Below are 14,120 nucleotides of genomic sequence, written 5' to 3' on the forward strand. Positions count from 1 at the left end.
AAGCCATGTCTTCGCTCCTGCCGCGGCCGCGCGTGCGGCGGCCGGGTGAATGACCGGCGCGGATCCGGGCGACAGAACTCGCCCCGATCCGCGCCGCGCGCGCCGGTCAGCGTCCGACCGGTTCGATCGGCAGCGGCACCTCGCCGGCCTGGAACGGCTGGTTCACATACTTGCGGTACTTGTCCAGGAAGCGCACCGGCTGCTTGAGCGCGTCGCGACGGAACGGATCGCCCAATTCCTGGCTGACCATCATTTCCAGCACGGTCGTCTTGCCTTCCAGCTGCGCCTGGCACGCGGCCTGCAACGCCGCGCCGACCTGGTCCGCATGTTCCACGCGGATGCCTTCGGCGCCCATGGCCCGCGCCAGCTCCGAGAAATTCGGATTGAGCAGGTTGCTGCCGACGAAACGGCGGCCGTAGAAGTCCACCTGGTTCTTTTTCTCGGCGCCCCACTGGCCGTTGTGAAACACCACCGCGGTCACCGGAATCTGCTCGCGCACGCAGGTCAGCAATTCCTGGAAGCTCATGCACCACGCGCCGTCGCCCACGTAGGCCACCGCCGGGCGGTCGGGCCGGCCAAGCTTGGCGCCGATCAGCGCGGGCAGCGCATAGCCGCAATTGCCGAAGCTCATGGCCGCGAGCATGGAATTGGGCTCGTCAAAGCGCAGATAGCTGTTGGACACCGAGCAGATGTTGCCGATGTCGGTGGACACCATCACGTGCTTGGGCATCGCGCGTTCCAGCTCGCGCAGCATGCGGCGCGGGTGCATGCGGCCGCCGCCCTGCTCGATGATGTCCAGACTCCAGTCGTCGCGCTCGTGCGACCAGCTGTCCAGCTCCTGTTCCCACTCGGCCTTCTGGGCGGCGATCTCGCCGGCGCGTCCTTCCTTGGTGCGCGTGCAGGCGACATCGCGTGCCTGCAATCGGGCGGTCAACGCGGCTGCGGCCGGCTTGGCGTCGCCGCAAATGCCCACCGACACCGGACGCACCAGGCCCAGCATGCGGTGGTCGGCGTCGACCTGGATGATGCGCGCATTCTGCGGCCAGTATTCCAGGCCGTGCTGCGGCAAGGTGCCGAAGGGCCCCAACCGCGTGCCCAGCGCCAGCACCACGTCCGCCTGCGACAAGAGCTTCATGCCCGCCTTCGCGCCCTGGTAACCCAGCGGGCCGCACCACAGCGGATGACTGGCCGGGAAGGCGTCGTTGTGCAGATAGCTGGTGACGACAGGCGCGCCCAGCAGCTCGGCCAGCGCCACGCATTCGGCCTGGCCCTCCGAGAACAGCACGCCGCCGCCTGCCACGATGACCGGGAACTTCGCCTCGGCCAGCATGCGCGCCGCGGCTTCCAGATCCTCTTCGGACCCCGGCCCGCGGCGGATGCGGCGCGGCTCCGGGATGGCCACGTCGATCTCGCCGTAGAAATAGTCGCGCGGAATGTTCAGCTGCGCCGGGCCACGCTCGGCCATCGCATTGTCGAACGCCTTGGCGGTGAATTCCGCCATGCGGTCCGGCCGGTTCACGTGCGCCTGGTATTTGGTGATGCGCGAAAAGATCGGAAGCTGCTCGGTCTCCTGGAAACCGCCCAGCCCCATGCCCGCCGTGCCGGTCTCGGGGGTGATCGCCACGACCGGGCTGTGCGCCCAGTAGGCGGCCGCCACGCCGGTCACGAAGTTGGTGATGCCGGGGCCGTTTTGTGCAATGCACACGCCGTGCCGGCCGGTCACGCGCGAATAGCCGTCGGCCATGTGCGCCGCGCCCTGCTCGTGCACCGTCGGCACAAAGCGTATGCCGGCTGCGGGAAACAGGTCCAGCGCATCCATGAAGGCCGAACCGACGATGCCGAAAACATCCTTGACGCCCTGCGCGACCAGCGTCTCGACAAACGCTTCGCTGGGGGTCATGTGTTGCTTGCTGCTCATGGTCTCTCTCCTCGCGTGCCGGCGCTTGTCCGATTGCTGATTGGCCGGTGTGATCCGATACTGCGCCAGAAACCCGCGGCTTCCCACCCCCGGGCGTTCCATTTTCTGCAGTTTCTGTGCGAGGATGGGCAGCCGATCGCTGAAATCTCAATTATTGAAAGATGAAAGACGAATCCTCCGCCGCCCTGCGCGCGCTGACCTTGCTCGAACAGGTGGCGCGCTCGGCCCAGCCCGTGTCGCTGGCCGAGCTGACCGAGGCCACCGGCCTGCCCAAACCCTCCGTGCTTCGGATTCTGTCGCGTCTGGTCGATGCCGGCATGCTGCTGCGGGAGCCCGCCGGTAAAAGCTATGTCAGTGGCCCGCGCCTGGGTGCGCTGGCCCGCGACACGCTGCTCAATTCGCCTTTGCGCGGCGAGCGCCATCGCATCCTGGACAGCCTGGTCGACGAAATCGGCGAGACCTGCAACTGCACCATGCTCGACGGCGACGAGGTCATCTACCTGGACCGCGTGGAAACGGCCTGGCCCCTGCGCGTGAACCTGCAATCCGGTTCGCGCGTGCCGCTGCACTGTTCGGCGAGCGGCAAACTGTTCCTGGCCTACATGCGCCGCGAAACCCGCCAACGCATGCTGGCCGCCGCGCAACTACCGCGCTACACGCCCAACACGCTGTGCGACGTGGCGTCGCTGGAAGAAGAGCTGCGGGTCATCAAGAAGGAAGGCGCCAGCTTCGACCGGGAAGAATTCCTGCTGGGCATCGTCTGCATGGCGGTGCCCATTCTGCATGGATCGCGGGCGATCGCGGCCGTGGCGCTGCACGCGCCGGTAGCCAGGCTGTCGATCGATGGCGCCCGGGCGTGGCTGCCGCGGATGCAGGAGGCGGCGCGGGCGCTGGCGGGGACGTATGAGGCGTCCGCGTAACGGTGCGAATCAGCCGTCGCGGTCCTTGTTTGCGGCGCCCGATTGCGCGCGCTCCTGACGGCGGTTACGTGCCCCTTCAATCTTTGCAAGCAGCGGCTGTTTCTTCTGGATGACGATTTCCAGGTACCGTTCCCGGGGCAGGACCAGCCTGATGACGGTGGGCAGCGCCTCGTAGGCGCGCTCCAGCACGTCCTTGACCATCGCATCGTCCTTGAGCTTTTCGGCCGACACGCTGAGCAGGCCGTCGACCGTCACGCGCTCGATGGTCTGCCAGTGCTGCTCGACAAGCGCGCTGCCTTTTTCCGCCGTGGCGCCGGCCAATTCCCGGCCCTTTTCCGCCGTGGCGCCCGCCAGTTCACGCCCCCTTTCCGCGGTGGCGCCCGCCAGCTCAAGGCTCTTGGCCCGCGCACTCGCCGCGGCCTCGCCCAATTGGGCTTTTGAACTTTCGAGCGCGCCTGCCGTACGGCTGGTCAGCGCCTTTGCCTTGACGGCTGCGCCTTCCCGTAGCGCCTTCAATTTGTCGAACATGATCCACCCTGACGTCGATTGCTTGTTGTGATCGGGTCAGGCCCGCCCCGCAGCCGGCCACGCCCGTCGCCAGATCATACCGACTCAGGCTTTACACTAACGCGCAACTCAGCCTTTTTCCGATCCCTTGCGGGATCCGCCTCGCCGTGACCGACACCGCCTTCTCCTCCCTCCCCCTCCTGCCGCCCCTGCTTGAAAACCTGAAAACCCTGGGTTTCGAACAGATGACACCGATCCAGGCGCAGGCCCTGCCGCTGATTCTTGAACGGCGCGACGTGATCGCGCAGGCCAAGACCGGCAGCGGCAAGACTGCCGCGTTCGGACTGGGCGTGTTGCAAAACCTGGACGTGAACCGGCTGGCGCCGCAAGGGCTGGTGGTCTGCCCCACGCGCGAACTGGCCGACCAGGTCGCCCAAGAACTGCGGCGGCTGGCGCGCCTGATTCCCAACGTCAAGATCCTGACGCTGTGCGGCGGCGCCGCAGCCCGGCCGCAGGCCGAATCGCTGGCCCGCGGCACGCATCTCGTGGTGGGCACGCCTGGCCGGATCCAGGACCACCTGGAACGCGGCAGCCTGGACCTGTCGGGACTGAACACCCTGGTCCTGGACGAAGCCGACCGCATGGTGGACATGGGCTTTTACGACGACATCGTCGCCATCGCCTCGCACTGCCCGGCCAAGCGCCAGACGCTACTGTTCTCGGCGACCTACCCCGACAACATCCGCAAGCTCAGCGCGCGCTTTCTGCGCAACCCGGCCGAGGTCAAGGTCGAGGCGCAGCACGACGCCAGCCGCATCGAGCAGATCTTCTACGAAATCAACGAAGGCGAACGCCTGGACGCGGCGGCGAAGCTGCTGGCGCATTTCCGGCCGGTCTCTACGCTGGCTTTCTGCAACACCAAAATCCGCAGCCACGATCTGGTGGAACGTCTGCAGGCCGAAGGCATCAGCGCCCAGGCGCTGAACGGCGACCTGGAACAGCGCGAACGCGACGAAATCCTGATCCAGTTCGCCAACCAGAGTTGCGCCGTGCTGGTCGCCACCGACGTGGCCGCGCGCGGGCTGGACATCCAGAACCTGGGCGCGGTGATCAACGTGGACGTGACCAAGGACACCGAGGTCCACGTGCACCGCATCGGCCGCAGCGGCCGTGGCGATCAGAAGGGGCTGGCGCTCAGCCTGTGTTCGCCCGAAGAGATGCGCTGGGCCAACCTGATCGAGCAATACCAGGGCGCGCCGCTGAAGTGGGCCGACCTCAAATCGCTGCGCCCCAAGGCCGACCGCCCGCTTCGCGCGCCCATGGTCACGCTGAGCATCCAGGGCGGAAAGAAGGACAAACTGCGTCCCGGCGACCTGCTGGGCGCGCTGACCGGCGACGGCGGCCTGACGTTCGAGCAGGTCGGCAAGATCAACATCACCGAGTTCAACTCGTACGTGGCCCTGGACCGGCAGATCGCCAAGCAGGCGTTCTCGCGCATTTCCAACAGCAACATCAAGGGACGGCGCTTTCGCATGCGCTTTCTGGAGGAGTTCTGAGCGCATGGCTGCCGACGCGGATTGAACGCGGGCATACGCCTTGACGTTCTTTCCGCCCGCGAGCGACGGCGGCGCTGACGCCGGCCGGTCCCGCTATGGCGTCTTCAGCGCCAACAGTGCCTTGGCGGCCTTGGCGGCGGCGGACGTGCCGGTAAAACCCGCCAGCCAGCCGCGCAGATCCGCATCCGCGACAGGATGCGCATGGCGCAACGACTCATCCAGCAGCACCGTGAGCAACGATCCGATACCGCGCGCCTTGGGGTCCAGGCGGGGCAGCAGGCTGCCCAGCACGGCGATGACGGCGGCGGGCGCCAGCGTCGCCGCGTCGGTGAAGGACGCCGCCCAGCGCGTGAGTACGATCGCCGGCGCGCAGGCAGCGTAGGCCTGCGCCGCATCCGCCGCGTCCACGCGGTGCGGGATCGCGGCGGCAAAGACTTCCACCGCTTGCGCGCGCACCTCGGCCTGCTTGGCCGACATTCCCTGGGCCAGCAACTGGACCGTTTCCGGCTGCCAGACGCCCGGATGCACGGCCAGGACGCGCAGGACGGCAGGCGCCCGATGCTCGGCCTCATCGCCCGCTGCCCCGTTCATGATCCCCACGCTGGCCGCGGCCAGCGGCAGGGTCGATGCCGGATGGGCCAGGCCGAGTTCGGCGCAGACCAGTGCGTGGGCGTCGACGCCTTCCTGGTGCTGCGGCGGGCCTGATGGAATCAGCGCCGGCTGCGTGGCCGTCGGCGCCTCGGCGGGCTCGGCATGGACCACCGGACTCCACCACACCCACTGCGGCGAGCCATCGGCCTTCAAGGCGCTCGATCCGCGACTGCGCCACTCGATCCGCACCGAATCGGTGATCTGCGGCCCTGCGCCGCCGGTCGCCTCGACCACCCTCGCGCGGTCCTCGGGATGTACGCGCAGCAAGGCCTGCACGAGATCCACCGGGAGCGGCGCGCCGCTGTCCCTGCCTGCCGCGAATCGGGCCATCAGGACATCGGCGTCGATCCAGCCCTGCGTGTCGGTGGGCGTGGCCAGCAGCGGCCGGCGCGGCGCCCTGCCCTGAACGATCCCGGCTACCTCGCGCAGGCGGGTAATGAAGCTGGGCAGCAAGGAGGATTGCTCGGCGCTCGGCAGCGGCTGGGGTTCGCCCACGTTCTCATACACCCACTCGCCGTTGACGACCTGGCTCGTGGTTTTCTGCCAATACTTTTGCGGCAGGAATGGGGCCTTGGGATCGTGCGCCGCCAGCAGCAGCGCCGCCGCGTAGTGCTGGGCGTCGCGCTCTGCCAGTTGGTGAGCGCGCTTGGCCAAGGGCGCGACAGTGGCAGCCACTTGTCCGGACGTTGCCAGCCACGCCAGCGCCAGCTCGAATTCCAGCACGTCGGCGGGCGCTTCCAGCAGCACCGCATAGCGTTCAAGGGCGTCAGCGTCGGTCCACGGGCGCAGCGGCGCGGGCGAGGGCAAGCCGGTCGATAGGTTTGAAGGGAGATGCGCATGGGCGCCTTCCGCGGCCCCATCCGGCAGCAGGACGGCCACCGCCGGCGCCAGCGCGTCGCGCTGCTGCTGCGCCAGGTCTGTCCGCCCCAGCTTCGCAAGGGCCTTCACCGCCGCCCGCTGCACGTCGGCATGCGGATGCGCGAGACCCATGGCCAGCGCCTGCGCCACGGATGCGGGTTCGGCACGCGCCTGCGCGCCCAGCGCCTCAAGGATGCGCACCACAGACACCGCCGCAGCCTTCGATCCCGAGAAAGCGCCTCCGCAGGCCTCCACAAAGGGCGCGGCGTCCAGCAGACCCTGCTTGTGCAGGGCTTCGAACTGCTTCACGGCCAGCGCGACCGTGGCCGTGATCGGCGAACCCAGACAATGGCGAAGCAGCGACTGGTCCGCCGCCGCCTCGTCGGGCGCGGGGGCCAGTGTGGCGTACAGACGCGAGAACCAGCCGGCGCGATAGGCGGAGAAATCCCGGTTGAGCGCCTCCAGGCAGCTGCGCAGCACACGGCGACGGTCCAGCGTGCCTTCGTTGGCCAGCAGCACGACCGTGTTGTGCCAGTTCAATTCCTCACGCGAGAACTTGTCGATGTTCGCCAGCGAGATCTCGCCGCCGCCCTCCACCTCGAAGATCCGCCAGAACGCCCCATCGCGCAGCGCGTGATCGTGGCGCAGCATGAAGAGGCGCACTTCCTGTTCCTGCCGTCCGCCCAGTCCGCCGACCATCGCCAGCACGTAGTCATCCGTCGGGTCGACCTGCAGTCCGTTGAACAGCTCGTTCAGGCGGATCGGCAAAAAATTCGGGCGCTGGGACCAGCCCTGCGCCATCTCGCGCAAGCGCTTGGGCGAGGCCTGCACCGCGCGCATGTCTTCCGACTGCACGCCCAGCATGGCGTCGTACAGCGTGCGCAACGTCGCGCCCTCCTCGACCAGCCGCGCCGTATCGCGGTAGAAGTCCCACAGGTTTTTGTAGGGGGTCATGCGAGTGGCTATCCTTCGAGAGACCGCTGCGCGGCGGCAGCGGCGGTTGTGGCCAACGGCGTCACGCGCGGCGCGACGGCTTCCAGACTGCGCAGGGTCACCGCCAGCACCGACGCGCCCTTGCGTCGCGCCGCCAGCGTGGCGGGCAAAGTGATCGGCATACCGTAGTCGTCCGACAGGCGCGCGGCCAGCTCGATGAGCTTGCCGGCCTGGGCCAGCGGCTTGCCTTGGGCATCGAGCAATTGCGGCAGCAGCGACTCCAGCGTCTGGAGCGCGCGGCAGCCGCTGATCGCGCTGATTGAGGCGGCGTCGGCCAGCGTCTGCGCCAGCCGTCCGGCCAACGCGAAACCCTGCGCCAGATGCGCCGCGATCTGCGCAGCGAACGGCGCGGGGTCCAGTAAACCGGCGTCGGCCAGCCGCGCGATTGCCTCAGCCGCCTGCGCCCGCTGTTCGGCCATCTTTGCCGATGCGGCCAGCGCCAAGGCCGAGTACACGGGCTCGCCGGGCGGCAACCGGGACGCGCCCAGCGCCGTCAGCAGCGGCCCCAGGCCGCGCACGTTGATGACCTGCACCGCCGCGCACAACATCGGATGGAAGTGCGCGGCCAGCGTGTCGGGGTTGGATTGCAGCAGCCAGGCCGTCCATTGCACGACCTGGTCGTAGCCATCCTGCTCGCGCGCCTCCTGGGCGCGGAAAGTGAATTCGGCGGGCACGTCCGCGACATCGAGGGCCAGCGATGCAGAGGCGGCAGCGTCTGTCGCCATCCAGAACGGCTTGGCGCCATCGCCCAACACGGCCAGGTCTCGCGAAAACGTGCCATCACCCGGCTCGGCAAGCACGCGCTCCCACACGACGCGCTGCGCGGGGACGGCCACCGGCGGGCGGAACGGCGTGCCCTGCGCCCGGCTCGACCGCAGGTCGTGAAAGACGCCGGCCAGCAAGGCCAGCGGCGAATGCGTCGGCAGATATTGGTAGCCCCAGCGGGAAGTCCAGGTTTCATCGGCCTTCCAGTCGCCAGTCTCTGCGTCGTAGCGGCTGCTGGAGACCGTTTGTTCCTGCAATGCCACGCCGACGGGATCCGGCTTACCCGCGATGGCCACGACGTACCGGGCATAGCCTCGAAAACTGACGTTTTCCCGGCCCAGCAGCGCGGCGGCCAGCAGGCGGCGCGGCGACGCGTCGCGTTCCTCCCACACCGACTCGATGATCTCGGCGGCGCGGTGTTGCAATGCTTCAGGCAACGATTGGTGCGGACGGACGGCCAGGTAATCGAAGATTCGCGGCAAGTCGGCGCCGTGCCCGGTGCCCTCGAACTGCGCCGCGATCAGCGCGTGCAATTCCTCGTCGCCGCAGATGCCGGGCGCTTGCTCGGGGAGATCCGGCAGCGGCATGCGGCGCGGCGCCGGCATCGTGATCGCCTGCGATGCACAGTCGCCGCCAACCTTGGCGCGCGCTTGACCATGCGCCTGACCGCTGGCCTCGGCCGGTTGCGTTTCGCGGGATGGCGTCACCAGCTTGCGCGCCATCGACGCCAGGTCCAACGGCATGCCGTCCAGCGCGTCGCCCACGATCCGCGAGACGCGATCCTGCTGGCCGGCATCTGTCTTTAGCGCCGCAAACAGCCCGAGCTGGGCCTTGACGAGTTTCTTTTCCGAACGGGTCAGAACGGCGGACCCGGCCTCGATCATCGCGTCCACATCCAACTGTCCGGTGGCGCGCTTGAGCATGTCCAGCGCCAGTCCGACCGCCGTGCTGGGCGCTGTGCCCAGCAAGGCAAAGTACGTGTGCTGGCGGGCCGCGATCTCGTGCGCGGCCGGATCGGCCAGGCGATGCATGCGCAAATACCACGCAATGGTCTTCGCTGGAAAATCGCGCAGCAGCGCTTCCAACGATTCGGCGAGCAGGCGGTCGCGGAACGCGGGGTTGTCGTGGCAAAGCGTGAGGACGGCGGCGTCCCAGGCGGGCCCGGTGCGCTCCATGAGCAGGTAATCGGCGCCCATGCCCTCAACCCGGAACAGTGCCCAGAACTCGCGCTCGATCTGATCGGGGTTGGCCTGCAGATAGGCGGCCATGCACTTGCCATGATCCGCGTCCAGCTGTCCGTCCCCGCCGATGGCGCTGACCTGTTGCACGAAACAGCGCAGATACGGCATGGATAACGGCGCATCGCCGTCCAACCGGACCAGCGCGTGGCATACCGGCCAGGCCAGATCCTCGGCCCACCAGCGCTGCTCCGCCAGCAGCTCGACAAACGCGGCGCGCCACGGCGCGTCCCGGCCGGCCGCGGCGTCGGTGACAGCCGGCGCCATCTCGGCGTGTCGCCCGGCATTTTCGCGCTTGCGCACCATGTCCGCGGGCGCCAGCGTTTCCGCCGCGAGCTTGGGCTTGCCCAACGCCGCCAACACAAAGCACGCCCGGGGCGTGGGACCTTCCGCGCTGAACAGGCGGGATGGCGGCAAGGTCTTGGCCAGCGCGGCGCGATCCTCTTCGTTCGCGCCATCCAGTGCGCGCGCAAAAGACGCAATATCCGCCGCGTCGCCGCCGGCGGCGGCCTCGCGCAGCGCCGCACGGCGTTCGGTCAGGCAGAGGGTCATGCGTCGGCTCCAGATGCATTAAGCGGGTCAAGAAACATGCGTACGGCCAGCGTGTGCTTGCAGGGCCCGCGCGTGCCTTGATATCTGGCGTGCCAGGGGCAGGTGCAGCGGTCCAGGACAGGCTCGGCGCCCAGCGCAACCTGGTAGCGCTGCTGCGCCGACTGCACGGAGTACTGCCCCTCGCCTTCCCGCTGGACGCCACCGCCGGCCACCAGCTTGCGTGCGTCGGCAAGCCGCGGATGCAGCGTATCGAGCAGCCCCGCCTGCACCGGCAGCGGCCGATGGAAATACGCGCCGGCCGCCAGATCGAAGCCCACCTGGCCGGAAGACGCCAGCACGCTCAGCGCGGACAGGATCTGCGATTCCGGCAGCAGAGCCCGCTTGGCCAGCCGCGCAATATCGATGCGCGGCTCGAAAGCCAGCAGCGTCGATACGAACGCCGCATCCTCATTCGCATCTGCGCCCGCGACCCGATGCAGCACCGCCCCCTCGCCCGAGAATCCGCGCGATTTCTCCGGGCTGAGGCCCAGCGTGACCCGCGCACCCGGCAACTCCAGCACCCAGGCGCTGGCTAGCGGCAACGCCCCTGCCGCCACATCGGCCCCATACGCGCGCAGCGCCGTGGCATGTCGCAGCAAGGGTTCCAGGACGCGCAGCCGTTCCGGTCCCGCCACGCAGACCGCGCCGGGCGTGGCCTGCGTGGCCAGCCGTAGCGAACGGGCAGCCTGCGTCGCCCACATCACGGTCTTGGTCGCCGACGACCGCGGCAAGGCCTGCACGAACTGACGCAAGGCCGGCCCCGTCAGCGCGTGGCGGCACGCCATGTCCGCCGACAGCATCTGCGTCTCGGCAAAGCCTTTGAGCCAGCGTGCGGGCAGCGGCACCTTCTCTTCGACGATCTCACCCGCCTGCGTCGTCACCCGCAACGCATCGCTACCCACGTTCAGGTGCAGGGGCTCCGACAGGCGCAGCCCCGCCAGCGCCTGGCGCAACGGCGGATTCACGTCCACGTTGGTGACGCCTGCCGCGACGTGCGTGGCGTCCAGCGCCGCGGCGTCCACGTCCAGGCGCGCATACACGCCGCAGCACACGCTGAAAGACTCGAAGCGCAGGCCCTCGGGCGTGGACGTCACAACTGGATCGGCCGCCCGCAGCACCGCCGCCAGCGTGTTTGGCGGCACGTAGAAGCGCGTGCGCGCCACCCGCGCCAGCATCAACAGCGCTTGCGCCACCACGGCGGGCTGCGCGACGAATCCGGAAAAGAAGAAGGGATGGGCCACCGCGCCCGACGGCGCACGACCGCCGCTGGTGGCCAGGTTCAGGTCGGCCTGGCCCTGCCGCTGGGCGATGTCGGAGGGGGCAAGATAGGCATAGGCCAGCTCCGTCATGCTTCGTGGCTCCTGGAGCGCGGCGGGACGCGGCACAGATCCTTTGCCATCAAAAGCACGGACGAATACGGGCGATCTGGCTGGGGCGCACGCCTGCCGTAGGGGGTCTGCGCCAATGAGACTTTCAGCTGCTTGTTCATTGGGGACACATCTTAACTGGCCTGGGCAGGCGCCCGGTCACCGACTGCGCGCAAAGCTTGTGGGTTTTGCACCGGCTTTGCCATAATGGCGCCGCCTGCACGCCCGTATGCTGGATTTTTCGAATGTGCGGCGGGTACGGAACCAAAGGCAAGCGGTGCGTTCCAACTCGCGCACTGTCCCCCTTAACCAACAAAAGAGAAACTCACCATGATCAAGTCCGATGACACCGGCAAGCTGATCCTGCGCCTGACCCTCGGTATTCTGATTCTGCTCCACGGCCTGGCCAAACTGACCGGCGGCGGCGTCGGCGGAATCAGCGGCATGCTGTCCTCCCACGGCTTGCCCGGGTTCCTGGCCTACGGCGTCTACGTGGGCGAAATCATTGCTCCTGTCCTGCTGATCATCGGCGTCTACACCCGCCTCGGCGGTCTGATCATCGCCATCAACATGCTTGTCGCCATCCTGCTTGCGCACGCCGGCCAAATCGGCAGCATGACCAACAACGGCGGTTGGGCGCTGGAACTGCAAGGCATGTTCCTTTTCACCGGACTGGCCATTGCCTTCATGGGCGCCGGCCGTTTCAGCCTGGCCGGCAACGGCGGACGCTGGAACTGACCTCACGTCCCGCCCGCCGCACATTGCCGCGGGCGATCAAGGCAACAGGGGGACCGCATCACGCGGTCCCTTTCTTTTTGCGACGCAAATCACGCGTTTTCGCAGACATTGATACGAACGACATCGACCGTCACGCAGGCGCAATCACTGGTCACGCGAAAGCTGTTTCGGAACGATTACAGTCCCGAACTCGACCCCGCGGCCGTGGCCTAATCCCTATGAGCGCAGGAAAGGCGTATCTCGCGCCTTGCGCCCGGCGGGAGCCGAAAATGAAGAAGCTTGTGTTGTTGTTGATAGCGATGGCCAGTGCCCTGAGCGGCTGCGTGGTTGTGCCGGCCCGGCCGGCCTACTACCGGCCCGCGCCGGTCTATTACACGCCGCATTATTACTACCCGGCGTATCCCGCCCCGCATTATTACTATCGCGGCTATTGACCCGCGGACCTGCTGCGCAAAGGACATTCTCATGAGCCCATCCTTCCAGATCGCCCGCTTGCGCCCCCTGGCCACTGCTGCGCTCCTGGCGGCCAGCGCGGCCGCCGCCGCGCAGAACGTCTATTCCACACAGCAGGCGCCGGCTCCATCCGGCGCGAACGTCTATTCCACGCAGCAGGCGCCGGCACCATCCGCTTATCAGCCCGGCTACGACGACGGCGACCCCGCCAACGCCAACCTCGCATTGGTCGACCGCAGTCCCGAACCGCCCCCGCCCTTGCCCGTCTACGTGCAACCGCCCGCCCCGGCCGATGGTTATATGTGGGTACCCGGCTACTGGAGCCGCAACCGCTACGGCTTTTTCTGGGTTCCGGGCGCGTGGGTGTTGGCGCCGTATCAGGGCGCGCTCTGGACGCCCGGCTACTGGGGCTTTTCCAACGGCGTGTATCTCTGGAACCCGGGCTACTGGGGGCCGCATGTGGGCTTTTACGGCGGCATCAACTATGGCTTCGGCTATACCGGCCTGGGGTATGTCGGCGGCTACTGGAAGCGCGACCGCTTCTACTACAACCGGTCCGTGACGAACGTGAACGTTACGCGCGTGACCAACGTCTACCACCGCGACATCATCGTCAACAATGTGGACAACCGCCGTGTCAGCTATCACGGCGGACCTCAAGGTGTGCGTCGCAACGCCGACCCGCGTGAATTGGCCGCGCGCCGCGACCGCCATTCCGGCCCCACGGATGTGCAACGCGGCTACGTGCGCGATGCGGGCGGCAACCGTGCGCAGTTCTACGAACACAACAAGGGACGGCCGCCTCAGGCGTACCTGGATCATGCTGACAACGGCAGACCAGGTCGGGATGGCAGGAATGCGCAAGGCCGGCCCGACAGCGGCCCCGCCGCCGTCCAGCGGAGTTTGGGGCTGACGGATGATCGCGGGCGCGACGGTCGGCCGCAGGAGCGCCTGCCGCAGGACCGCCAACAGCAGGTCCGTGACCAGCAGGCCCGTGACCAGCTCGTCCGCGATCAACTGAAGGACGACCAGCGGCGGCAGCAACAGGTCCGTGAGCAGGACAACCGCAATCGCCTGCAGAACGACGCCCAGGCCCAACAGCAGCTCAGGCAGCAGCAGATGCGGGACCAGCGGGCTCGCGAGCAATTGCAGCGTGACCAACAGAACCAGCAGGATCTGCGCGATCGGCGGCAACAGGAACAACAGGCGCGCCAGCAGCGTGATCGCGATGACCGGGCCAGGCAGATGGCGCGCGACCGGCAGGAGCACGAGCAACAATCGCGGCAGGAGCGGCAACGCGATCAACAGCAGTTGCTCCAGCAATCCAGACAGCAACAGCAACGCGATCAGCAGTCTCAGCAAGCCCGCCAACAGCAGCAGCAACAGCTGATTCAGACCCGACAGCAACAACAGCGTGATCAACAGGCCCAGCAGGCTCGCCAACAGCAGCAACGGGATGCGCAGCAATCCCGCCCGCCCTCCGTGCGCGACCAGCTCAAGGGCAACGGGCGCGGACCTGATGGCGGCTGAACTGGACCCTCGTGCGCCTCGCCGCTACAGTAGGC

At 67.7% G+C, this 14,120-nt stretch carries 10 protein-coding genes; 5 read left to right on the plus strand and 5 right to left on the minus strand.

Annotation, left to right across the window (positions count from 1 at the left end; genetic code table 11):
* Nucleotides 1–106: 106 nt before the first annotated feature.
* Nucleotides 107–1,918 (minus strand): sulfoacetaldehyde acetyltransferase, encoded by a 1,812-nt coding sequence (gene xsc, locus B3446_RS03900; protein ID WP_291377375.1) that lies wholly within the window; start codon nucleotides 1,916–1,918, stop codon nucleotides 107–109.
* Nucleotides 1,919–2,079: 161 nt separating this feature from the next.
* On the opposite strand from xsc, the gene B3446_RS03905 reads away from it, so the two are divergent.
* Nucleotides 2,080–2,838, plus strand: coding sequence for an IclR family transcriptional regulator (locus tag B3446_RS03905; protein ID WP_175139204.1), 759 nt, complete (start codon nucleotides 2,080–2,082; stop codon nucleotides 2,836–2,838).
* A gap of 9 nt (nucleotides 2,839–2,847) precedes the next feature.
* Here B3446_RS03905 and B3446_RS03910 read toward each other — a convergent pair whose 3' ends face one another.
* On the minus strand, nucleotides 2,848–3,366 hold the full coding sequence (locus B3446_RS03910) for a hypothetical protein (protein WP_218343585.1): 519 nt from the start codon (nucleotides 3,364–3,366) through the stop codon (nucleotides 2,848–2,850).
* Nucleotides 3,367–3,512: 146 nt separating this feature from the next.
* Between B3446_RS03910 and dbpA the strand changes: the two genes are divergently transcribed.
* Entirely contained in the window at nucleotides 3,513–4,901 is a 1,389-nt protein-coding gene (gene dbpA, locus B3446_RS03915; protein WP_291377376.1) for an ATP-dependent RNA helicase DbpA, read from the plus strand.
* Nucleotides 4,902–4,994: 93 nt separating this feature from the next.
* Here the strand turns inward: dbpA and B3446_RS03920 are convergent, their stop codons facing one another.
* The 3 genes from B3446_RS03920 to B3446_RS03930 are packed head-to-tail and all read right to left on the minus strand — an operon-like array spanning nucleotide 4,995 to nucleotide 11,346.
* Nucleotides 4,995–7,364 carry a DUF6493 family protein gene (locus B3446_RS03920; RefSeq protein ID WP_291377377.1) on the minus strand — a complete coding sequence of 790 codons (2,370 nt, stop codon included), beginning with the start codon at nucleotides 7,362–7,364 and terminating at the stop codon, nucleotides 4,995–4,997.
* A gap of 8 nt (nucleotides 7,365–7,372) precedes the next feature.
* Nucleotides 7,373–9,958, minus strand: coding sequence for a DUF6493 family protein (locus B3446_RS03925; protein ID WP_291377378.1), 2,586 nt, complete (start codon nucleotides 9,956–9,958; stop codon nucleotides 7,373–7,375).
* Nucleotides 9,955–11,346 (minus strand): SWIM zinc finger family protein, encoded by a 1,392-nt coding sequence (locus B3446_RS03930; protein WP_291377379.1) that lies wholly within the window; start codon nucleotides 11,344–11,346, stop codon nucleotides 9,955–9,957. The genes B3446_RS03925 and B3446_RS03930 overlap by 4 nt, the downstream gene beginning before the upstream one ends.
* Nucleotides 11,347–11,694: 348 nt before the next feature.
* Here B3446_RS03930 and B3446_RS03935 point away from each other — a divergent pair, with 348 nt between their 5' ends.
* From B3446_RS03935 to B3446_RS03945, 3 genes are all read left to right on the plus strand, one after another.
* A complete protein-coding gene (locus B3446_RS03935; protein ID WP_191579400.1) occupies nucleotides 11,695–12,102 on the plus strand; it encodes a DoxX family protein in 408 nt (135 codons plus the stop codon).
* Nucleotides 12,103–12,371: 269 nt separating this feature from the next.
* Nucleotides 12,372–12,536: a hypothetical protein gene (locus B3446_RS03940; protein WP_191579401.1), complete on the plus strand. Its 165-nt coding sequence runs from the start codon at nucleotides 12,372–12,374 to the stop codon at nucleotides 12,534–12,536.
* A 58-nt stretch (nucleotides 12,537–12,594) separates the two neighbouring features.
* Complete coding sequence (locus B3446_RS03945; RefSeq protein WP_409558292.1) at nucleotides 12,595–14,085, plus strand: adenylate cyclase; 1,491 nt, start codon at nucleotides 12,595–12,597, stop codon at nucleotides 14,083–14,085.
* The last annotated feature ends 35 nt before the right edge of the window (nucleotides 14,086–14,120 follow it).

Origin of the sequence: Achromobacter sp. UBA5777, from assembly GCF_002418565.1 — a bacterium.
Taxonomy (GTDB): Bacteria; Pseudomonadota; Gammaproteobacteria; order Burkholderiales; family Burkholderiaceae_B; genus Achromobacter; species Achromobacter animicus.

Bases quoted from the DNA above. Each gene is read 5' to 3' on its own strand.
- xsc (WP_291377375.1), bottom strand. From the start codon at position 1,918: ATGAGCAGCAAGCAACACATGACCCCCAGCGAAGCGTTTGTCGAGACG.
- B3446_RS03905 (WP_175139204.1), top strand. From the start codon at position 2,080: ATGAAAGACGAATCCTCCGCCGCCCTGCGCGCGCTGACCTTGCTCGAA.
- B3446_RS03910 (WP_218343585.1), bottom strand. From the start codon at position 3,366: ATGTTCGACAAATTGAAGGCGCTACGGGAAGGCGCAGCCGTCAAGGCA.
- B3446_RS03920 (WP_291377377.1), bottom strand. From the start codon at position 7,364: ATGACCCCCTACAAAAACCTGTGGGACTTCTACCGCGATACGGCGCGG.
- B3446_RS03925 (WP_291377378.1), bottom strand. From the start codon at position 9,958: ATGACCCTCTGCCTGACCGAACGCCGTGCGGCGCTGCGCGAGGCCGCC.
- B3446_RS03930 (WP_291377379.1), bottom strand. From the start codon at position 11,346: ATGACGGAGCTGGCCTATGCCTATCTTGCCCCCTCCGACATCGCCCAG.
- B3446_RS03935 (WP_191579400.1), top strand. From the start codon at position 11,695: ATGATCAAGTCCGATGACACCGGCAAGCTGATCCTGCGCCTGACCCTC.
- B3446_RS03940 (WP_191579401.1), top strand. From the start codon at position 12,372: ATGAAGAAGCTTGTGTTGTTGTTGATAGCGATGGCCAGTGCCCTGAGC.